This is a genomic window from Photobacterium sp. 53610, from assembly GCF_036409375.1.
Lineage (GTDB): Bacteria > Pseudomonadota > Gammaproteobacteria > Enterobacterales > Vibrionaceae > Photobacterium.
Window position 1 is genome coordinate 71,564 of sequence record NZ_JAXOFS010000002.1, and the last position, 21,065, is coordinate 92,628.

21 protein-coding genes are annotated in these 21,065 nt (G+C 47.9%); 8 read left to right on the plus strand and 13 right to left on the minus strand.

Features of this window, described 5'->3' with window-relative positions:
- The first annotated feature begins 312 nt into the window (after positions 1-312).
- Entirely contained in the window at positions 313-492 is a 180-nt protein-coding gene (locus SPK40_RS06815; protein ID WP_036754379.1) for a hypothetical protein, read from the plus strand.
- 250 nt (positions 493-742) lie between these two features.
- On the plus strand, positions 743-1,468 hold the full coding sequence (locus SPK40_RS06820) for a thioesterase II family protein (RefSeq protein ID WP_330959903.1): 726 nt from the start codon (positions 743-745) through the stop codon (positions 1,466-1,468).
- An 85-nt stretch (positions 1,469-1,553) separates the two neighbouring features.
- Here the strand turns inward: SPK40_RS06820 and SPK40_RS06825 are convergent, their stop codons facing one another.
- Entirely contained in the window at positions 1,554-2,252 is a 699-nt protein-coding gene (locus SPK40_RS06825; RefSeq protein WP_248142513.1) for a DUF1223 domain-containing protein, read from the minus strand.
- A 203-nt stretch (positions 2,253-2,455) separates the two neighbouring features.
- Here SPK40_RS06825 and SPK40_RS06830 point away from each other — a divergent pair, with 203 nt between their 5' ends.
- The 4 genes from SPK40_RS06830 (at position 2,456) to trpS (ending at position 7,037) form a co-directional block, all read left to right on the plus strand.
- Entirely contained in the window at positions 2,456-3,100 is a 645-nt protein-coding gene (locus SPK40_RS06830) for a TetR/AcrR family transcriptional regulator (protein WP_330959904.1), read from the plus strand.
- Positions 3,097-3,969 carry an SDR family oxidoreductase gene (locus SPK40_RS06835; protein ID WP_330959905.1) on the plus strand — a complete coding sequence of 291 codons (873 nt, stop codon included), beginning with the start codon at positions 3,097-3,099 and terminating at the stop codon, positions 3,967-3,969. The genes SPK40_RS06830 and SPK40_RS06835 overlap by 4 nt, the downstream gene beginning before the upstream one ends.
- A gap of 122 nt (positions 3,970-4,091) precedes the next feature.
- A complete protein-coding gene (locus tag SPK40_RS06840) occupies positions 4,092-5,771 on the plus strand; it encodes a hypothetical protein (RefSeq protein ID WP_330959906.1) in 1,680 nt (559 codons plus the stop codon).
- Positions 5,772-6,038: 267 nt separating this feature from the next.
- A complete protein-coding gene (gene trpS, locus SPK40_RS06845) occupies positions 6,039-7,037 on the plus strand; it encodes a tryptophan--tRNA ligase (protein ID WP_330959907.1) in 999 nt (332 codons plus the stop codon).
- Positions 7,038-7,105: 68 nt separating this feature from the next.
- Here trpS and SPK40_RS06850 read toward each other — a convergent pair whose 3' ends face one another.
- The 3 genes from SPK40_RS06850 to SPK40_RS06860 form a co-directional block, all read right to left on the minus strand.
- Positions 7,106-7,675 carry a YceI family protein gene (locus SPK40_RS06850; protein WP_248142509.1) on the minus strand — a complete coding sequence of 190 codons (570 nt, stop codon included), beginning with the start codon at positions 7,673-7,675 and terminating at the stop codon, positions 7,106-7,108.
- On the minus strand, positions 7,672-8,214 hold the full coding sequence (locus tag SPK40_RS06855; protein WP_330959908.1) for a cytochrome b: 543 nt from the start codon (positions 8,212-8,214) through the stop codon (positions 7,672-7,674). The genes SPK40_RS06850 and SPK40_RS06855 overlap by 4 nt, the downstream gene beginning before the upstream one ends.
- A gap of 228 nt (positions 8,215-8,442) precedes the next feature.
- Positions 8,443-9,147, minus strand: a complete 705-nt coding sequence (locus tag SPK40_RS06860; protein WP_330959909.1) for an HAD family hydrolase — start codon at positions 9,145-9,147, stop codon at positions 8,443-8,445.
- A gap of 291 nt (positions 9,148-9,438) precedes the next feature.
- Between SPK40_RS06860 and SPK40_RS06865 the strand changes: the two genes are divergently transcribed.
- Positions 9,439-10,221 (plus strand): EAL domain-containing protein, encoded by a 783-nt coding sequence (locus SPK40_RS06865; RefSeq protein WP_330959910.1) that lies wholly within the window; start codon positions 9,439-9,441, stop codon positions 10,219-10,221.
- Between the two features lie 23 nt (positions 10,222-10,244).
- On the opposite strand, the gene SPK40_RS06870 is transcribed toward SPK40_RS06865, so the two are convergent.
- The 4 genes from SPK40_RS06870 to SPK40_RS06885 all read right to left on the minus strand — a co-directional run bounded on the left by SPK40_RS06870 (position 10,245) and on the right by SPK40_RS06885 (position 15,453).
- Positions 10,245-11,630 (minus strand): class II fumarate hydratase, encoded by a 1,386-nt coding sequence (locus SPK40_RS06870; protein ID WP_330959911.1) that lies wholly within the window; start codon positions 11,628-11,630, stop codon positions 10,245-10,247.
- Positions 11,631-11,642: 12 nt separating this feature from the next.
- A complete protein-coding gene (locus SPK40_RS06875) occupies positions 11,643-12,020 on the minus strand; it encodes a hypothetical protein (RefSeq protein ID WP_248142504.1) in 378 nt (125 codons plus the stop codon).
- A gap of 135 nt (positions 12,021-12,155) precedes the next feature.
- Complete coding sequence (locus SPK40_RS06880; RefSeq protein WP_330959912.1) at positions 12,156-14,171, minus strand: glycogen debranching protein; 2,016 nt, start codon at positions 14,169-14,171, stop codon at positions 12,156-12,158.
- Positions 14,172-14,247: 76 nt separating this feature from the next.
- On the minus strand, positions 14,248-15,453 hold the full coding sequence (locus SPK40_RS06885) for a maltoporin (RefSeq protein ID WP_330960353.1): 1,206 nt from the start codon (positions 15,451-15,453) through the stop codon (positions 14,248-14,250).
- A gap of 564 nt (positions 15,454-16,017) precedes the next feature.
- Here SPK40_RS06885 and SPK40_RS06890 point away from each other — a divergent pair.
- The gene (locus SPK40_RS06890) at positions 16,018-16,758 is read left to right on the plus strand and encodes a helix-turn-helix domain-containing protein (RefSeq protein ID WP_330959913.1); all 741 of its coding nucleotides are present in this window, start codon (positions 16,018-16,020) and stop codon (positions 16,756-16,758) included.
- Between the two features lie 104 nt (positions 16,759-16,862).
- Here the strand turns inward: SPK40_RS06890 and pcaF are convergent, their stop codons facing one another.
- The 5 genes from pcaF to SPK40_RS06915 form a co-directional block, all read right to left on the minus strand.
- Positions 16,863-18,068: a 3-oxoadipyl-CoA thiolase gene (gene pcaF, locus SPK40_RS06895; protein WP_248142501.1), complete on the minus strand. Its 1,206-nt coding sequence runs from the start codon at positions 18,066-18,068 to the stop codon at positions 16,863-16,865.
- Positions 18,061-18,729, minus strand: a complete 669-nt coding sequence (locus tag SPK40_RS06900; protein ID WP_330959914.1) for an alpha/beta hydrolase — start codon at positions 18,727-18,729, stop codon at positions 18,061-18,063. Before SPK40_RS06900 ends, pcaF begins: the two co-directional genes overlap by 8 nt.
- Positions 18,716-19,708, minus strand: coding sequence for a porphobilinogen synthase (gene hemB / locus SPK40_RS06905; protein WP_442957557.1), 993 nt, complete (start codon positions 19,706-19,708; stop codon positions 18,716-18,718). The genes SPK40_RS06900 and hemB overlap by 14 nt, the downstream gene beginning before the upstream one ends.
- A complete protein-coding gene (locus SPK40_RS06910) occupies positions 19,705-20,538 on the minus strand; it encodes a 3-keto-5-aminohexanoate cleavage protein (RefSeq protein ID WP_330959915.1) in 834 nt (277 codons plus the stop codon). The genes hemB and SPK40_RS06910 overlap by 4 nt, the downstream gene beginning before the upstream one ends.
- 278 nt (positions 20,539-20,816) lie before the next feature.
- Complete coding sequence (locus SPK40_RS06915) at positions 20,817-21,002, minus strand: hypothetical protein (protein WP_248142498.1); 186 nt, start codon at positions 21,000-21,002, stop codon at positions 20,817-20,819.
- Positions 21,003-21,065: the final 63 nt, after the last annotated feature.

A 21,065-nucleotide genomic window follows, 5' to 3' on the forward strand; every position in this document is an offset into this window, starting at 1 on the left:
CCTGTGGTTCTGGCAAAAGGAATTCATCGTATTGATTTTATTCTTAGTACTTGAACTTTGAGGCTGATCCAGCTTTTTCCCGGTTCAGGAGAAATCTTTTGTCCCAAGTGACCTCGTGGCGCGGATTATGCGGGGGAAGATTGGGCTTTTATATAGCGGGTCATCTGGAGCTGAATGCGCTTGGAATGTCGCCGGAGTGCGTTGAATACAGCTATAGTTATAGTCAAAAGGCATACAGGGAAGGGGCTGTGAACCCGGTGCAGTGAAACGCATGGAATGCTGAGGACGTTGAACTCTGAGATAGGTGTGGTTATGGAATTACGGAATAGAACTGGCGATATTGCTCACCTGGCAGACAATCTTACGTTGAAAGAAATTGTCGATATGGGATTTTCAATTGATCTGTGTGACGAAAACTATGATCCCAATGAACACTGGACGATCAGGCAATCCCGTCAGAAAAAAGAAGGTGAGTATCCTTCGAATCAATGAATTGATGGCCAGAGCATTTTGCTCTGGCTTTTTTCTATTTCAGCATGGATTGATATTCGTGAAATAAACACGTTATGCTTTGTACTTCTGTGGTGAAATGGGAGTCGTTTTTGTCTGTTTCAAATATTCATGGGAATCACATTGATGAATGGAGAATATAAATCATCTGTTTTCATCATTTCATTTCAGTCTTCATTCTGATTCGCGATAGAAAATTAAAGAACTCGGTTTTAAAAAGGATGTTATACGTATGCGTGGTCGCTTTATTTGTTATCAGCCAAACCCGACAGCGGAAGTGAATCTTGTTTGTTTTCCATTTGCGGGCGGAAGTGCAGCAATATTTCATCCATGGGTGGCGCAGTTGCCCCGCCATGTCCAGTTGTTAGCTTATCAGCCTCCCGGGCGGGCGCAGCGTATGGCTGAACCTGGCTGTATCACGATGCAGGAGTATATTGAGGATATCTGGGGTGGTTTACAGGGACACTTAGAAAAACCATTGATTCTCTTTGGCCATAGCATGGGTGCGCTTATTGCCTATGAAGTTGTCAGAAAATTGCATCTAGAGAACCCGCATGTGCCGATGAAAGCATTTTTTTCTGCGGCAAAGTCACCCTGGAAAAAAAATCGGGCGAAACTCATCAGCCACCTCAATGATGATGAATTTATCAACGAGCTGAAAAGAAAAGGGGGCTTTCCGGAAGAGATTCTGAACAATCAGGAGTTGATGGCACTGTGTACGCCATTTATTAAATCTGATTATCAGCTTGTTGAACAATACAGCTCTGAAGAAACACGTCAATTGGCTGTCCCTGCGACTGTTCTTGCCGGTCTGGAGGATGAAATCTCAGAACAGGAACTGGCTGAGTGGGAAAATGGGTTTACTGAATCACCGGATATTCATCATTTTCCTGGAGGTCATTTCTTTCTCCATGAGCATGCGGTAATGAATGAGATGATTGCCTTAATCACCCGTTAACCGAACATTGAACATTGCAGACACCCGTGGATTTTAACGCCATCGGGTGTTTGCATGGCTGAACTGACGTCACTGATTCGTCTGCTTACTTTTCCAGCCATCCGGCGACAGTCTGTACCGGGACAAAACTGTTTTCTCTGGTGAGCCAGACAGCTACAGCATCCGCATTGAGTGGAATCTCAACCTGCGTGAAAGTCCAGGTGGATTCTGAGGCTTTACGGGAATCACTCAAGACAATATGGTCATACACAAGATTTTTTCCGGCATTTTCACCCCGCTTTATCTGAGTTTGCTCATCCATCGCCAGAATGACTAATTGAGCAATAAAGCGACCTTTGCCTTTGTAATCGAGCTGAAATGTATTTCCATTTCGGGTGAGTTTCAGAATTTCTGTAGCTCGGGAATTGTGCGCCGGTAACGGCTGCCTGCGAAAAAAGCCACGCCACTCCTTGCCGTCAATCACAAATCCCGGCGTATAGACGCCGCTTAAGATTCTGTACTGATGATAGAGCCGCTGCTTCAGGCTGTATTCTGGCTTTGAAAATGTATCTTTCCAACCCAGTGAATCCCAGTAATCAACATGATAGACGACTGGAAGGATCTCTTCCCAGAGTTGATATTTCTGTTTCAAAGCGCTGGTGAAGTGATCGGCCGGCGGACAACTGGAGCAGCCTTGTGACGTAAACAGCTCAATGACCTGCGCTGGGGGGCCAGAATGTTGCCAAGTTTGTGCAGGAGTAATTGGGCTGACAAGAAGTAAGCTGGCAGCGATGACTGTTTTCATTTCTCTTTTCCCACTGGATGTCTTATCTGAACAGACCTGGGTTGAGGCACTTGCATTTCAGACAGCATGCAATGATTTGAATTTGAGGGGCCATGTGGATCATTGCGAACCCGGTAATCAGCAGAAAAACAATTAATGAACGATTGCGTTTCATAATTATGGTGGCTATATTTTCACCCTGATTGTTGACAAAGAAGATCGTGATGAACACAGAAACTCGTAACGGTTTAGCCGGGCGGCCAGTTGATTCCCAAAAGACATTGCAGATTTTTTCAGCCATTGACGAAATACTGGCGGCTGAAGGAATCGCCCGTCTTTCCATTGAACGGATTGCAAGTACAGCCAAAGTGTCGAAAGTCACTTTATATCGGCGCTTTACTAACCTCGAAGGTGTGATCAGTGCTTATGTCGAAAGTTTCACACAAACTGCGCTTGAGCGTTCTCTCTCTGAAATGCAATCACTTGGGCAGTTCAGTCCTGAACAGAAACTGGTCCGGTTAGGGACACAAGTGATGGTGCTGCTCAGTCAGCCCAGTGTGATTGCATTTGATAACGCAATTGCCGCGGCAGGACCTAAATTTCAGGGGTTAAAGGAAGAATTGTTTCGTCACGGTCCCCAGCGTGTGGTCCGTGAAATCAGCGCTATTTTGTCGCAGTCAGGCGTGAATTCACTGTCGTTCACGCTTGCGCAACTGGCTGACATGCTGTTTCAGCTCTGGAAAAGTGATTTTTATGATGAACTGCGGTTCACGGGACACATGCCGTTGTCCCCGGCGCAGCTTGAACAACACGTGCTCATCAGAACACAATTTTTTCTCAACGCACTGGAGCGGGAGTCGGGTGCATGAAAAGTTCTACGAAAATATTACTGGCCGGTGCAACGGGTTATCTTGGGATGCACCTGACAAAGCAATTACAACAGCACGGTTATGATTTCCAGGCGTTAGCACGGAGTCCTGAGAAGCTGAAAGCAATGGGGCTTCACGATGAACAGATCCGTATTGCACAAGTTACCGAACCAGCATCACTGAAAGGATGCTGTGAAGGTGTTGAGGTTGTGATTTCCTGCGTTGGGATCACCCGTCAGCGAGATGGACTGAGTTATATGGACGTTGATTATCAGGCCAATCTGAATTTGTTACTGGAAGCAGAACGCGCGGGTGTGAAGCGATTTATCTATATTTCAGCTTTCAATGCACCCAAATTTCAGACCGTTCGGATACTGAAAGCAAAAGAGCAATTTGCAAATCGCCTGCTGATTTCCACTATCGCGAGTCCCTGTGTTATCCGTCCAAACGGATTTTTCTCGGATATGACAGAGTTCTACAAGATGGCCAAGCGAGGGCGTGTATATCTTTTTGGAACCGGGCAACTGAAACTGAACCCGATTCACGGGGATGATCTGGCAAATTTTTGTATAGAAGCCATCGATTCCAATCAGAAAGAACTGGATGTCGGTGGACCGCAAATCCTCACCCACCGGGAAATTGCAAAAGTTGCATTTCGTGTATTGCAACAACCTGAAAAAATCACCTGCCTGCCCGACTGGTTACGGAAGGGGGTCCTGGCTGTCGCTCGCTTGTTGCCTGTGCAAGTTGCCGGTCCGGTTGAGTTTTTTGCGGCTGCGACCGCTCAGGATATGGTGGCTCCTGTGTATGGTCAGCATACGCTTGAAGCATTTTATACAAGTTACGCGCGTTCAACCGATCCAAACTAAGAAAGAGTGAATTTACAAAATAGGATGGGATGATGACTTGCTTCTGATTCAGTCAACAGTCAGTATGAATGAAACAAAATGCATAAATAAGCATTCAGGGACAAATAATCAAGGAATCAGGCATGACCAGCAAACACAATACGATAAAAATCTGGGGAATTTCAATTGCCACCTTACTTGGCATTGCAGCCTGCGGCGGTGGCGGCGAAAAGGGGAATGCTCCGGCAGCATTTAATCTGACGGATGTTGCGATTGAGCAGGAAGGGTCCGGAAGGATCAGTTTTGCCTGGCAGCCATCAGAAAGAGCAGAGCGCTATCAGATCTGCATTGAAGAGCAGCGTCAGTGTACAGCCATTGGCGAAACCACGGGTCTTGAACGGATCCTCACTCTCCAAAGCAGTAAGGCACTGACACAACCCCAGTATTTCATCCGCGCAATTAATTCAGACGGTTATACCGATTCCAACCTGATGGCACTTCCGGTTTCAGACCTGATTAAAACAGCCAGGGTCTATTTCCCATCTGACAGCCAAAAAAAATCGATCTTTGCAGCCAATGTTAGTATGAGTGCAGACGGCAACACCATTGCAGTTGCTGCGCCGTTTGACAATATCAGCGAGTCATTTTTTGAACAAAATGCGGGTGCCGTTTACATTTACAGACGTGATCAGGCCGGTTACTGGAAAGATCCGGTTCAGATTATTGCCAGCAATCGAGATGGCTACGATTGGTTTGGTATCGGTATCAGCTTGTCGGATGATGGAAAAACACTGGCAGTCGGGGCAAGTGGCGAACAGTCAACATTCGTTGACCAACCGACGCAAAATATGAATGATGCCGTTGGAGCTGTGTATATTTTCGAATCAAATGATGATGGTCAATGGCAGGAAACAGCGTACATCAAAAGTTCTTCCAGCCTGGATTTATGGGATTACTTCGGTGGACAGGTTGAACTCAGTGGCAACGGAAAAACGCTTGCCATTGCCGCTATAGGTCACGATGCCGCGACAACCGATGATCCGTTTGATAACTCCAGAGCAGATACGGGAGGGGTGTATTTGTTCGAACGTCAATCCGATGGCAGCTGGATTGAAAACCAATATCTGAAAGCTGCAGGATTGGAAAGAGGGGCTGGCTATGGTTACGCGATGGCGATGGATGGCGCTGGAACGCAACTTGTCGTCGGAATGCCTTATTCTGGTGGCACATACCGCTATGGTGAAGTATTTACTTATTCAAAAGATGCAGAAGGTCACTGGCAGTTCAAAGGAATTCTGAAAGGAGCAAGGGAACCTGTTGCTGAATTCGGATCAGAAATTGATATGGACAGCCGTGGCGATACATTGGCGATTACCATGCCTGGCAGAAAAGGGGATGTTACAGGGGGAGTTCGGGTGTACAAACGAACGTCTTCGGGTTCTTGGATACTCAGTGCAGAAATTTCTGATCCACAGCAGGATAAATACAGTGATTTTGGTCAACGGGGACTGAGTGTCAGCCAGAATGGTAAAGTGATTGCCATTGGAGCAATTACTACAGATGTGACTGATCCGGACAATCCGGGAACTCAAATCATCAAAGCAGGTACAACTTATATTTACAAGTCAGATGAACAGCAAAACTGGCAGCACAGTGTCACACTGCGTGCGACGGAAATAAAAAGTGATGCTTATTTTGGTCATGCGATTGATCTCAATCAGGATGGCAGTGCTGTTGCGATCGGGGCCAGTGGTTTAATGCTTAGAAATCCTCAGATGGCAACCACTGACGTTGACCTAAACAGCAGTGTGGTCATTTATTGATCTCTCTGTTTGCACATATAGCGGTAGAACAGGCAAGTACGGCCATGCAGCCGTGCTTGCAATCCATTGAGTATGCCGTTAGTGTGTTGAGCATGAACTCAAATATTCCTCAATTCACCTTATCAATTCGCTGGTGGCGCTCCTGAAGGAGCGGCACTGAATTTTTACGTTCATTTGCCGCCGGAATTGGCAGCCAATGAACGCAATGTCTCCGATCTGATGTTTCCTTTGGCTGCCGTAGACTGGCTTTATTCAAGGAAACTCAAGATGAAAGAACGCATTCTTACCGGTGACAGACCGACCGGTTCATTACATTTAGGGCACTTTATCGGCTCGCTTCAGCAACGGATCAAACTTCAGCATACCCATGAACAAACCATTTTGGTTGCAGATTTACAGGCGCTGACCGATAACGGTCAGAACCCGAAAAAAATCTCAGACAATATTCTGAATGTTGTCGCAGACTATCTGGCTGTGGGGATTGATCCCTGCAAAACAACGATTTGTCTTCAGTCTGCATTACCGGCTTTGTCTGAATTAACCATGTATTACTCGAACCTGGTGTCGATTGCCCGGCTGGAACGGAACCCAACGGTTAAGAACGAAATTCATTTTCGGGGATTCGGAAAAACTATACCTGCCGGATTTTTAACTTATCCAATCAGCCAGGCTGCTGACATTACAGCATTCCGTGCAACCCAAGTGCCGGTTGGTGATGATCAATTGCCCATGATAGAGCAGACCAATGAAATTGTTCGCCGGTTTAATTCAGTTGTTCACGAGCCGGTTCTTTATGAGTGTCGGGCATTGTTGAGCCATTTTCCAAGATTGCCCGGCGTTGATGGTAAAGCAAAGATGTCGAAATCGCTGGGGACGGCCATTCCATTGGGAGCGACAGCTGATGAAATAAGAACAGCGGTGAAAGCCATGTACACAGATCCGAATCATTTACGTATTGAAGATCCGGGGCAGGTTGAAGGAAATATCGTCTTTACATATCTGGATGCCTTTCACCCGGACAAAGCATTTGTTGAGGAACTGAAATCCCACTATCGTCAGGGGGGATTAGGTGACGGAAAAACAAAGCAAATTCTCGAAGACTGTTTGCAGTCTATGTTGACGCCTATCCGGGAAGAGCGCGAAAAGTTACTGGCAGATAAAACGATGCTGGTTGAGGTCCTCAGAGCCGGCACGGAGAAAGCCAATGAAGTCAGCCAAGGCGTGTTACTTGATGTGAAACGGGCATTAGGCATTGCCATGTTTTGAGTGAGCATGAAAAAATCCGGCTGTATAAGGCCGGATTTTTCAGCACTTGATATGGTGTCATATCAGGATTACAGACGAACACCCTCAACATGCAGTTCCATGTCCGCATAGCTTGACGTGCCCATGACCGGAATGCCGAAATCAGCCAGTTCAATGCGGGTTGTGCCTGTAAATCCTGCGCGGTAACCGCCCCATGGATCTTTACCTGCACCTACAAATTCTGCATCAATTGTGATTGGTTTGGTTTGGCCTCGCAGTGTCAGATCACCGTCAATCGCCAGTTTTCCATTGCCTTTGTCGGTCACTTTGGTGCTGGTAAACGTCGCTTTAGGGAATTTGCGGACTTCAAGAAAATCTTCACTGCGAACGTGTTTGTCACGGTCAGCCTGGTTTGAATCGAAGCTGGTGGTATCAATATTCACTTTAACTTTTGAAGCACTGATGTTCTCAGGGTCATAGCTGAAATTACCGTCAAAAGTATTAAAACGCGCTTTAATAAAGCTGTAGCCCAGGTGGCTGATTTTCAGGTTAACGGATGCATGCGCACCTTTGTTATCAATCATGTAATCTGCAGCATTGGCAATTCCCGGAACAACCAGGGCCGCAGCCAGACTTAAAGCGGTAAGATGCTTCTTCATTTTTCATTCACTCCCAACATTTTTTTCAGGGTATTATCTTTATGAATAAAGTGGTGCTTGAATGCCGCCACTGCATGGAGCAGTGCCAGTCCAATCAGGGTGTAAGCCAGATATTCATGAATTTCTCCGGCAATATCGGATTGATCCAGGAACAATTCTCCCATCGATGGAACCGTCAGCCAGTTGAAAACTTCAATACCGCGACCATCAGAGGTCGAAATCAGGTAACCACTGATAAACAATCCGAACAGTAAAATATAGATGACGGCATGCGCTGATTTCGCGGAGATTTTTTCCAGTCCGGAACCAATAATTTCAGGTTGATTCTTGATGGTTTTCCAAAGAAGACGAAACAGCGTCGCAGCCATCAGACTCAGGCCGATAGATTTGTGCCAGTGTGGTGCAACGGTATACCAAGAAGAATAATAATTGAGATCGACCATCCATAGGCCAACCGCAAAGAGTCCGATAATGACGACAGCACTGAGCCAATGCAGGGTAATGGAGACCCAATCGTAATGCGTGACCTCTTTTTTCATGTATCCGGATATCCTGAATGAGAACTACTTCTCTATTCTAGAGGCAAATGTTTCAAAAATCAGTGCATTATGTTGAACAAGCTCTTCGAAGAAATTGAACAAGTCGGAAAAAGCCAATGAAATCGTGATGTAATCGGCCGAAGTCAAGAGTGATAAATTTGTAACCAGATATAACAACCCTCTCAGACGGAGGGCTGTTGAGCAATTTTGTGCTTTTTAATCATGCAATTAGCGCTGGATGTCATTTTCATGGCGCCAATTCATAATTGTCCACTCCTGCATTTGAGCATGCAGGGCTAAAGCTGGATCCGGATTGACTGCAAATGGGAAATCAACAGCCTGGAGAAGTGGGAGGTCGTTCATTGAATCGGTATAGCAATACAGGCTGTGAAACTGGGTTAACTGATCCTGCAGCCATGCCTTCAATCGCGTGACTTTCCCTTCACGATAGCTCAGCGTACCGGTGGTGCTGCCGGTATAAATGCCGTTAATGGTTTCAAGCCGAATCGCAAGCGCATCATCAACCTGGAGTAATTCAGCGATTGGTTTAACGAGATGTTCACTGGTCGCAGAGATAATAATGACAGTATCACCGCGCTTTTTGTGCCAGGTGATTCGTTCAGAGGCATCAGGAAAAATAGCGGGCTGAATGCGCTGTTCGACGAATTCACGAATCATTGGCGCCAGATCCAGTTCAGATTTACCTGAAATCGGCGCAAGCGTCGCAGTCATATAGGTCTGCATATCCATCTTGCCTTTCGCATAATCCTGCATCAGTGCCTGCTCTTGTTCGAGCAGATGCTCAGATGCCAGTCCTTTGTCGACAAGGAATTTTACCCACAATGAAGCCGAATCTGCGGCAATCAGGGTTTCATCTAAATCGAAGATGGCAAGATTGGGTAATTTTGTGATGGGTTGAATGTTGGATAACAACGTGTCTTTCCTTTCCTTCAGATTTAAGGGGTAAGATTATGTGCGAACCATGACACGAATGTTTCAGTGAAATGTCGGTTTGAAGTCATCTCGCGATAGATAAATCAGGAAAATTAACTTTTTTGTGACATTTTTCCCAGCATGAGCGCATAAACTTCACATGTCTCAATCTTGAGACAGTTTTTGGTCGCCACTCTCTATTATAGTTCGGCGGTTTTACGTGAGTATGCAGGCAGGAGTGCAAGCTTTCATGAGCGTATGCCATTTCATTCATCGTGTGAAGAGATAAATGTGAGCAAAATTATCGCCACAATCAAAGACATTGATATGCACCTGAGAACGGAATCTGACGGTAGTATTAGTGCAGCGTACGATGCCTATCAAATCAAAACCGCATTTCAGCCGATTCATACCGTTCATGGTGAGTTTTTTGGCTATGAAGCACTGGCCCGGGTTTTTAATGAGGCTGGTGAAGAACTGAAAACTGAGCCTTTTTTTACTTCTGAATATCTCGACATGACAGACCAGGTCAACCTGGATCGGTTGGCACGAGCAATTCATGTGAAAAACTTTGCCAGTTTTTTTCCTGCCCATTTCCTCTTCATTAATATGATGCCTGATGTGCTGCTGGCTCATAACAGGCAAGCTTCTGCAGAAAAGTTTAATGACTTCGGTTTGATGTCCAGTCAGGTTTATGTCGAGTTACTTGAACACGATTGTTCATGTAATCATGAGCTTCAATGTGTGCTGGGTCAGATGCGGGCACAGGGCTTGAAAATTGCGATCGATGACTATGGCGTGAAAGCTTCGTCAGAACGCCGGGCGCGTTTGTTAAATCCGGATATGATCAAAGTGGATCGCTCTTTGCTGGCCGGTTATCTGGCCGGAGACACGCAGCCGCTGATTCAGGTTGTGAAACTGGCTCAGGAACTCGGCGCAAAACTGTTGCTGGAAGGCGTAGAAAACGAGGAAGGGCGGGAAGTAGCGACGCAGCTGGGGGTTGACTATATGCAAGGATTCTATCTTGGCCGTCCGCAGTTATTGTCTGAGATGCTGGAATCAAGGGTTTACTGAGGTAAACCCTTGAGACTATGTTCTTAATGAGCGACGCCGCCCGTCGTGAGCTTCTGCGGATCCAGTAAACTTTCCAGTTCGCTGCGCGTCAGTTCAGTTTCCTCTTCAGCAACATCCAGAATATCCCGTTTCTCTTTGTAAGCCTTTTTAGCGATTTCAGCCGCTTTCAAATAGCCGATCACCGGATTCAGTGCCGTCACTAGAATTGGGTTTTTCGCCAGTGCTTCCTGAAGTTTATCCTCACGGACATGAAAACCGGCAATGGCTTTATCTGCCAGCAGGGTGAAGGCGTTTGCCAGCAGCTCAATGCTTTGCAACAGGTTATAAGCAATCACAGGCAACATCACATTCAGCTGGAAGTTCCCGGATTGTCCTGCCACTGTGATGGTTGAATCATTGCCGATGACTTGTGCAGAGACCATGGCTGCCGCCTCTGGAATCACCGGGTTGACTTTACCGGGCATGATGGATGATCCGGGCTGTAAGGCTTCCAGTTCTATTTCGCCTAAACCAGCCAGCGGTCCGGAATTCATCCAGCGCAGATCATTGGCAATTTTCATCATGGCGACGGCAGCTGTTTTCAGCTGTCCGGATAAGGCCACAATGGCGTCCTGGCTGCTCAGGTTGTAGAAAAAGTTATCACTGCAGCTGAAAGGTATTTCAGCAGAAACGGACAAGTTGTTGGCAAAGGTTGCAGCAAATTTCGGATCTGCATTGATCCCGGTACCAACCGCGGTGCCGCCCTGGGCCAGCGCGGTGACGTTTTCAAGACTCTGAACAATGCCTTGGTGTGCTTTTTCAATTTGCGTCTTCCAGCCCTGCAGTTCTTGCGCCAGTGTCACCGGCATCGCATCCATTAAATGAGTGCGGCCAGTTTTGACGATATGACCGACTGCAGCCGATTTTTCATCCAGCGTTTTGCTGATATGTACCATGGCCGGGAACAGGTGTTCATGACATGCAATAGCTGCACTGACCTGAATGGTTGTCGGAATAACGTCATTACTGCTTTGTCCCATGTTGACATGGTCATTTGGATTGACGGTCAGACCTGACCGGTTTGATGCCAGCGTTGCAATGACCTCATTGGCATTCATGTTAGAGCTGGTGCCGGACCCTGTCTGGAAGACATCAATCGGGAACTGATCAAGATGATGGCCGTCAATGATCTCCTGACAGCTGTCGATAATGGCATGAGCGATATCATTGTCGAGCAGGCCCAGTTCAAGATTACTTCTCGCGGCGGCTTGTTTGACAAATGCAAGAGCCTGAATGAACCGGGCTGGCATGGTCAGGCCGCTGACAGGGAAGTTATTCACCGCGCGTTGGGTCTGTGCCTGATACAGCGCATTCTGGGGAACCTGTACTTCACCCATGCTGTCTTTTTCAATTCGGTAATCTTTCGTCATGTCAGCGGTTCCTTATAATCCGGACGAATGTTGTAACTGTAGAAGGTTTTGTTTCAGAGAAAGGAATTTGTCGGTGTGGCTGTCGCCGTAGAATTTTTTCAGGGCCAGGAGCGGGCAATGCAAATAATCCAGACAGATACGACGAAAAATTCTCGACTGATGCCGGTTATCGATCGTGTTCAGCAAATGGAAAAAGACCCGCCGGAGAAAAAGCTCCTGGAGTAAGGGGTTTCTGACGGGTGTCGGTTGTCCGTAATAAGCGGCCAGGTTCATGCCCGCCTGCGTCATGTCGATGATGACGTCCTGCTCATATCCCGGGATCAGAGGGTGGTTGAGAAAACGATCCTCAGCCAGGAAATATTGCCGGTACAGCTCTCTGGTTTTGTCCATAAAACGCTCCACACCCCAATAAAATAATGATAATTATTATCATTATCGTGGTTGGGTTTCAAGCCTGTTCCCTGAAGTTTATACGAGGTCGCAGGCTTGTCGGGGTTTTAGCGTCATGAACAAAACTGAGTGTCATCAATCTGGCGCTCGGTGGAGAATCATCATTGAATGCGGACGCACATAAGTGGCGGTTTGTCTTAAGATTTTCGTCAGAACGCGACTATCGGCAGTATCTGTCAGGCATCTCCAGTGTGAATCCGGCAGAGCAAAACGCACGGGCAATTCGCCTGAATTGAATATGTACATCAGACTTTCTTCGCATGGTATGCGGATCAGACAGGCGAAGGGAGAGTTTTCAGCCCAAGTCTGTTCTGACAGATTTGCTCCGCGGTGATCCAGCCATTGAATTTCGACGGACTGAGTTTGAGCCGACAGTGCCTGTGTGAATGCTGGCATGATTGTTTGTCGCAATGTCAGCAATGACTGGCAGTACTGCCTGAAATCGCCCGATTGTACTTGACCTTCCCAGTTCACCCAGCTGATCGCGTTATCCTGGCAATATGCATTGTTATTTCCCAGCTGGCTGTGAGCGTGCAGATCGGCACCTAACAGGTGTGGGATGCCGAAGCTGAAGAGCAGACTGGTCATCAGGTTTCGTTTTTGCTGCTCACGTTTTTTAATGATCGCCGGAGCGTTGCTTTGACCTTCAATGCCATGATTATTCGACCGGTTGTCCGGGTGACCGTCCCGATTGTCTTCACCGTTGTCACGGTTATGTTTTTCGCCGTAGGAAACTAAGTCCTGAAGCGTAAAGCCGTCATGGTAGCAGATATAATTGACGCTCATCTTTTCCGGCCAGTTCCAGGCCGGGAATCTTTCTTGTGAACCAAGCAACAAGGATGCGATTTCTGCGTTGGTGGCACGGTGCAGCCAGTAACTGCGCCAGGTATCCCTGAATGTGTCATTGCACTCGTGCCAGTGACCCGGGAAATGACCTAGTTGATAGCCATTCGGGCCAATATCCCAGGGCTCGGCAATCAGTTTGACCTGGCTGAGGACAGGATCATTGTTGATGGCTCTGAAAAATGCTGCGTTTTTACAAAACCTGTCGTCCTGCCGTCCCAAAGTTGCAGCCAGATCAAAACGAAAGCCATCAACCTGATAATTCAGAACCCAATGCCGTAATGATTGCAATACGGCTTCCAGTGCAGGCGGATGGCTGAGATCCACGGTATTGCCGCAGCCGGTGAAGTTTTTCAGGCCGCCGTTCTGATGGTGCAGATACGTTTGCTGATCCAGTGCTTTGAAGTGATAAATCGGTCCGCCGTCGCCTTCCTCGGCGGTGTGGTTGTAAACCACATCCAGAATGACCTCGATTCCGTGGGCATGCAGGGTACGGATCATGGTTTTACACTCCTTAACCGGATCTGCAATGGCAAAACGTCTGTCCGGCGCTGACCATGCCAGCGGGTTGTATCCCCAGTAATTCGTCAGTGATTTTGTCTTAAGGTGACTTTCATCCACTTTTGTTGCTATGGGCATGAGTTGCAGGCAGGTGATGTTGTTCTCTTTGAAATCGGCGAGTATGGCCGGGTGACACAGCCCCAGATAAGTGCCTCTTTGTTCAGGCGGAATCGCCGGGTGTTGTCTGGTATATCCTTTGATATGAATTTCACTGATGACAGTGTTGCTCAGCGGTGTTTCCGGATGTGTCCGGGTTTGCCAGTCGAAGTGATGACGTGTTGTGAGTGAAACCCATTCTGGTGCGTCGTTTCCAGCGGTTATCTTCTCCGATGATGTTTGATGGTGTGAAAATTGGTGACGCTGTAACACATTGTGCGCATGTGGGTCCAACAACCATTGACGGGCCTGAGTGGCTTGAGTGGCCGGGTTGATCTGATAAAAACTGTAAGCTGAATCAGCCTGAAGCGACGGAATGTACAGATACCAGTCACCATTGGGCTGTCGTGACATCGGGAAAGTCTCGATGATCTGACCGTTATCTCCGAACAGTGCTACAAATAATTGCTGGCTGTCCGGAGCATGTACACGAAAGTGGCAGCCTTGTTCCGTCAGTGTCGAGCCCAGGGGAACACCGGGGTCCAAAGTCATATCCTGTCCCAAAGTTGGTTCTGGAATAGAAATTTTCATGAAAAACCTTAAAGGGCTGAAAAAAGAACAGCCAGTCTTTGAAGACTGGCTGTTTTGTCACTCAATGCAATGGTGATTACCACCAGGCTTCAACCTGAGCACCGATGTTATATTCGGTGTCGTTGCCAGAGCCAAAGGCATTATCATTGTCGTAGTCAGACAGATAACTGGCGTAGAAACGCAGTTCAGGACGCGCCCAGAAGCCTGGGCCAGCGGTAAATGCCTGAGCCAGAGTGAGCTTGCTACCAGATTTGTCGACGCCAGAATCATCTTCATCATAATAACCGGCTTCAATGATGGTTTTCATGTTGTTGTTCCACTTGTACTCAGGACGAACAACTGCACTCAGAATGGTGTGATCATCTTTGCTGTCAAAACTGGTTTTTGCAAAAATCAGCTGGTGGCCGATTTCCCAGGACGTTGAAGGCGCAATCACCCCCCAGTTAATCAGGCGGTACCCCAGTGCGTCATCATTCGAGGTCGCATTAAAGTAGTGCCCTGCGCCCAGACCGGCCATTTGTTCGCCATACCCGTTTGAACCGGCCTGAACGGTTGATTTGTTGAAGCCGCCAAAGAAGTTGCCGATAGTCAGTTCACCAGTGAACATCGCACCATCATTGAAGGTCTCTGCGGCTTTCTGTGCATCTGTCTCATTCACCAGACCATAGTTCAGACCCAGTTCCAGGCTCAGGTCGCGTGCCAGTTTGATTTCAGAATAACGCAGGTCGATGTTATTGACGTTGACTTCACCGGAGTCATCCCGAATGATGGCAAAGGACACCTTACCCGGGCCAAAACTCAGTTTCTCGATACCGGCACCGGCACCTGATGTATCCCAGTAGTAGAAGTCTGAGATGTGAATGTCGTGGCGCTGGTAGTAACGTTTACCGGCCCACAGTGTGGCGTCTGCATCACCCGCAATGAAACCTTTTGCCTGAACGTTGAACTGGCGCAGTGCGATGTTGTCTGAACCGTCGTCGTTCACACCCAGGCCTTCCCAGTCGTTCGAACCGTCAGTTGCAACTGCCAGCATGGAGTCGACATAGAATGATTTGCCATTCTCGTTGTAGACTTCTTTTCCTAAACCCAGCTCGCCGTAAACATCATTTTCGTTCCCTAAACGGCCAACTTTGTTTTTCTCATAGGCGACAGGCGCACCGTTTTCACCGCTGATTCCGACACCGGCACGCATATAACCGTGAAAGTCGACGTCTTCTGCGTAGGTTGCAGCAGACATCAGTGCAGCGGATACAGCTGCTGCAGTCAGACAAATTTTGTTCAGTTTCATTGCATAAACTCCTTGATGGATGCGCTTTTTATTATCTTGCTCCGTTCCGGCTATTACCGAATCAGGCAGTCAGAGTGACCTGGTACAGATCTTGTCACTCTGTTGATCGCGTCCCTCAGCTGAATGACGGCACCGGGTCCAGTACATCCGAGTGCCTCTGCAAAGGGGCGTCCGCTTTGGATGGTTTCATTCTGCGCCTGTCATAGACCAGTAACATCCTCCTCAATAACCTTGATTGATGGAGGAGCAGGGGGGATGAGTGTGGAGATCACACTTTGTAGGGGGAAGGTGAATTTTTATGCTGAATTTGAACTTTTTTGATCACTGGATCACGAATTTTCCGTCCAGGAAGGGGAACGTGCTTGAAATAAGCCCTTCAGATCACGTTTTCGCTGGGATGAGAAGTAAGGTGTAAGCCTAAAGTACAGAGCAGGAACCAATCAACATTGTGCTCTGTCATGAATTTGATTGTGTCTGCCCCACAGCATTGAGTGCTAACTAGAGACACAATAAGAAACTGGTGGTATATATGTAACAAGATGTTTCTTTGGCTCGACTATGAATATTGAATATTTCCTTCAAAATCCATTCATTCCTTTTCCTGAAGGGTATCTTGTTGTCAAAAACAAAAAACACCAGATTGTCGCCTGCAATGAAGCTCACCAGAAGTTAACAGGGATCCGTGAACATGCTCAGATGCTTGGCCTGACGGACAATGACTTGCCTTGGCGAAGTTATGCCAGCCTTTATCAGATGTATGAGAAAGATATTATGAGCGGGCGGCAATATAGCTTACGTCTGCCACTGATTGATGTGTCAGGGTGCGTTCACCAGTTGTATATAAAGAAGCAAGTCATTCTGGATCAGCATGGCTTCATCGCCGGAACCGTGACACACGCACTATCCTTGAGCAGTCGTGAGAATGAGGGGATGTTCAATACACAATTTACTGCAATTGAGCAAATTTCCCGCCTGAGAGACTGGCGCTTATTTCAAGTGTGCAAGCGGTTGTTACTGAACCCGAAGTGCGATCTTCCGATTGAGCAATATGCTGCGGATGTAGGGATGGCATCAAGAAGTTTATCAAGACTGTTTAAATCAGAACTTGGCTTAGGCTTTTCGCAAATGCGCAAGCTGATCCGTGTCTACCTTTCGATTCCAGAATTGTTACATGGTCGCAGACCGAGCCAGGTTGCACTGGATTTTGGTTACCAGTCTCAAGCGAGCTATTCCACCGTCTTTAAACAAATCACCGGCTTTTCTCCCGTATGTTACGTCAAAGCTCATGCTTGTGAATGAACTTTGAGATGATCCGGCACGGAATGAATAACCAGCTTTGGGAAGAAGCCAAGTGCACCGTGTTCATCGGAGACACTTGGCCAAAGCGGTTCAATTAATGCGGCTTAATTGACAGATTCAATGATCATAGCAACACCTTGTCCTACGCCAACACACATAGAACATAATGCATAACGCCCGTTTGATTCTTTAAGTTGTCGCGCGGCTGTACCGACAATACGTGTGCCACTCATGCCGAGCGGGTGCCCAAGTGCAATCGCACCGCCATTCGGGTTAATGCGCGGATCGGTTGCATTCAAATTTAAGGCTTTTAATACCGCAAGTACCTGAGCAGAGAAGGCTTCGTTGATTTCAATCACGTCCATATCTTTCAGCTGTAATCCTGAGAGCGACAGGACTTTCTGAATGGCGGGCGCAGGACCGATCCCCATCACACGCGGTTCGACGCCACTGGTCGCGTAAGCCACTACACGCGCCATTGGTGTGAGATGATGCAGGTCCAGTGCACTGCGACTTGCGAGTAAAAGAGCGGCTGCACCATCATTGACACCCGAAGCATTCCCCGCAGTAATCGTGCCATCGGAGCATACAACAGGACGCAGCTGACTGAGCTTTTCTGGAAGGGTGAGTCTCGGATGTTCATCCAGGGTGACAGTTTCAACCTGATGTTTACCCACCGAAACTTCAACGGGCACTATCTCGTGCTGATAGAAACCACGTTCCAGAGCGTCGCAGTATTTTCTCTGGCTGTCGAACGCAAAGTTGTCTTGAGCGGTTCTGGAGATCCCAAAGTTCTGAGCCAAATTTTCTGCCGTCTGAGGCATCGAATCCGCGCCGAACTGTGCGGCAAGTTTCGGGTTGATAAATCGCCAGCCGATTGTTGTGTCATACAGTTCAGCATGACGCGAAAAGGCCTGCTCAGGTTTGGGCATGACCAGCGGCGCCCGTGACATAGATTCGACACCACCGGCAATCATCAGCTGTGTTTCTTGAGTTTTGATGGCTCGGGTTGCAGTTGCAATTGCATCCATACCTGAAGCGCAAAGCCGATTGACAGTCATGCCCGGAACTTCTTGCGGCACCCCAGCCAGTAATGAGCTCATCCGGGCGACATTACGGTTATCTTCCCCGGCCTGATTAGCGCAACCCAGAACAATCTCATCAATCTCACTTGCATTTAGATGCGGATTTCGCTCAATCAATGTTCTCAAAGTCAGAGCGGCTAAATCATCAGGCCGACATTGTGCCAGTTTGCCTGCATATTTGCCGATAGGGGTTCTTATGTAATCGCAGATATACGCATCATTCATAACAAAGCTCCTGGCTTGTCAAAACTTCGCGTGCCTGAGATATTTCTTCGTCGGAAATGAGATGGTCACGACTGTCGAAAATTTTCACATCAACGTTGGCACCACAGGTTGTAAAGTATTGGGCTGTGTCCTGTACGCGCTGAGCGGGTACCCAGGTATCTGTCTGACTCCCTGTAAGGTAGATTTTCACATCATTCAGCGCAGCAGATCCTGCAATATTCAGTTCGAGCTCTGGTCCAAAAAGCCCCCCTGTAAAGCCGATGCAACAACGTACTGGTTTCATCGATTCTTTGAGATATTGCATTGCGATACATGCCCCTTGTGAGAAACCAACAAGAGAAATTTGGTTGAGTGGGATTCCAGACTCCACCAAGAAAACGATCAGGCTGTCGAGGTAGTTCAATGCATCATTGAGCTGAGGTTGATTGTCCGAGATTTCCCGCATGAAGCCCCGGGGATACCATGTATTTTCCGGCGCTATGGGCGCGAGGACTGTGTAGTTTGAAATATCCAGCTTTTCATACAATTTCTGCATGTCCTGCGTTGTTTGCCTTCTGCCATGCAAAAGGATAACGACCGGGTGTTTTGGAGAAATGGGCTGGCCAAATTGCTCTAACTGAAACAGGTTGGGATGAATTGAATTCCGATTATTGACTGACATTGTGACCTTCCTGTAACCATTGGGCGATGCGTCTGGCGAAGTAAGTCACCACGATATCTGCACCGGCACGTTTGAAGCCGAGCATGGTTTCCATAACCGACTGCCGTTCATCGACAAGACCAGCCTGTATCGCATGTTGCAGAATTGCGTACTCGCCGCTGACTTGGTACACGGCAACGGGCAGGTTGGTGTTTTCACGGATGCGGTGAACAATGTCGAGATAAGGTGTGCCGGGTTTGACCATTAAGATATCGGCACCTTCTTGCTCATCCAGTGAAGCTTCTGTCAGGGCTTCCCGGCCGTTTGCCGGATTGGCCTGATAGGCTTTGCGATCGCCGGTCAACTCACAATCCACCGCTTGGCGGAATGGGCCGTAAAATGCAGAAGCATATTTCATGGAATGGGCCAGGATGCCGACATGAGTGTATCCGGCCTTATCAAGAGCCTGACGAATCGCCTGTGTCTGGCCGTCCATCATGGTCGAAGGAGCCAGCATGTCAGCCCCGGCTTTTGCTGCGGTCACTGCTTGTTTGGCTAAATTTTCCAGTGTGGCGTCATTATCGACATCGTCCTGATGAATCACACCACAGTGGCCGTGTGTCGTGTATTCACAAAAACAGATATCGGGGATCACAACCATGTCTGGACATGCCTGCTTAATCGTTCGGATCATACGCGCGAGCAAACCCTGATCATCCCACGTATCAGATCCTTGGCTGTCTTTCGTATGCGAAATGCCAAATGGCATCACGTAACGGATACCGAGTTCGTACAACTCACGAACTTCCTGAGCGACATTCTGCTCTGCATAGCGTACTAATCCCGGCAGGGCATCGATCGGTTTATTTGTCGTAATCTGCTCTTCGATAAAAATAGGCTGGATTAAATCCTGAATCTCGATCTGGTGTTCCTGAACGAGTTTTCGAAGATGAGGCGTTGCTCTGAGGCGTCGCTGCCGACGGTACATCGTTGTCATCATGATTGTCCTTTCGTTAACCCAAGCATGGTTCTGGCATCATCAGGGGAGGCTATTTCCCGGCCCAGTTCACGGGATAAACGGACAATTCGCTCAACCAGCTGCGCATTACCGCTGGCTAGTTCGCCCCGATGGTAGTAGACGTTATCTTCCAATCCCGTTCTGACATGTCCGCCAAGTAATAAGGTATGCGCATTGATCGGCAACTGATGTTTCCCAATGGCAAGTGCACTCCAGGTACTGTTTTCCGGTAAGTTATCGATCAAATTTAAGAGGTTTTTTAATGTGGCAGGGGTACCGCCATGAATGCCCAGGGCAAGTGAGTACATGGTTGACTCTGGGATTAATCCGGCCTCTAGCAATGCGTTAGCCTCGGAAATGACGCCAGTGTGGTAAACCTCCACTTCGGGGAGAATCTGATGTGATTTCAGTGCTTCTGCGAGTTGAGTGTAATCCTGAGGAGCGTTGACAAATGGCTTACTGCCATGATTAACAGAACCGCAGTTAAAAGATGCAATTTCGGGTCGGAACTCTACGTGGTTCCATGCTGTTTCGATGGGCATCTCGTCAGGAAGGTTGTAGGACGAAGTGCTGAGGTTCAGCAAAATATCGCAACGTTCACGTACTTTGGCTACGATCTCTCCCCATATCCCTTTCTCATAACTCGGTTTTCCGTGGATATCCCTGGCATGAATATGCGCGATACAAGCACCGGCATTCCAGGCTTGATAGGCTGATTCAGCAATTTCGTCCGGCGTGTAGGGCACGCTGGGATGTTTCTGTCTTGAGGTGATACCGCCATTGATCGCTGCGGTGATCATTAACTTATTCATGACCGCACATTTTGTCCTGTATGATTGATTTGGATACATTTTTATGGTTTTAGGACGAAAAGTATTTCGCGAATCGGACACATCTTTATTCAAATCGGACAAGGAAATGGTTGCAGGCGGTCGATTGATTGCTGCAACAGGCGAAGAGGATATTCAGGGCACAGCTGTACCCGGCGCGTTTAAGACAGGATGAAACTCTTTCCGTTATTGTCAGGCTCAAGATAAAGAGAAGCCCGGTCAGAGTGACTGACCGGGCGGAGGAATTGATGCTGGTGGCGCTATTCCCCATCATCAGGATAGAAGCGACCTTCCGGCGAGTACGGCTCCCTGTCGTCAACGATACTCTGGTGGCCGCGGATTTCTTTCAGCTGGTTTTCCAGCATTCGGACCTGCTGATAGTCCCCATCCTGATATGCGGCGGTGAGGCGTTGTTCGATGTCTTCAATGCGTTCTCGGATACTCATTGTGACCTCCGACTCATGTACAGTGTCGCAATCAGTGTCAGGTGGTGTCTTCCTGACACATCC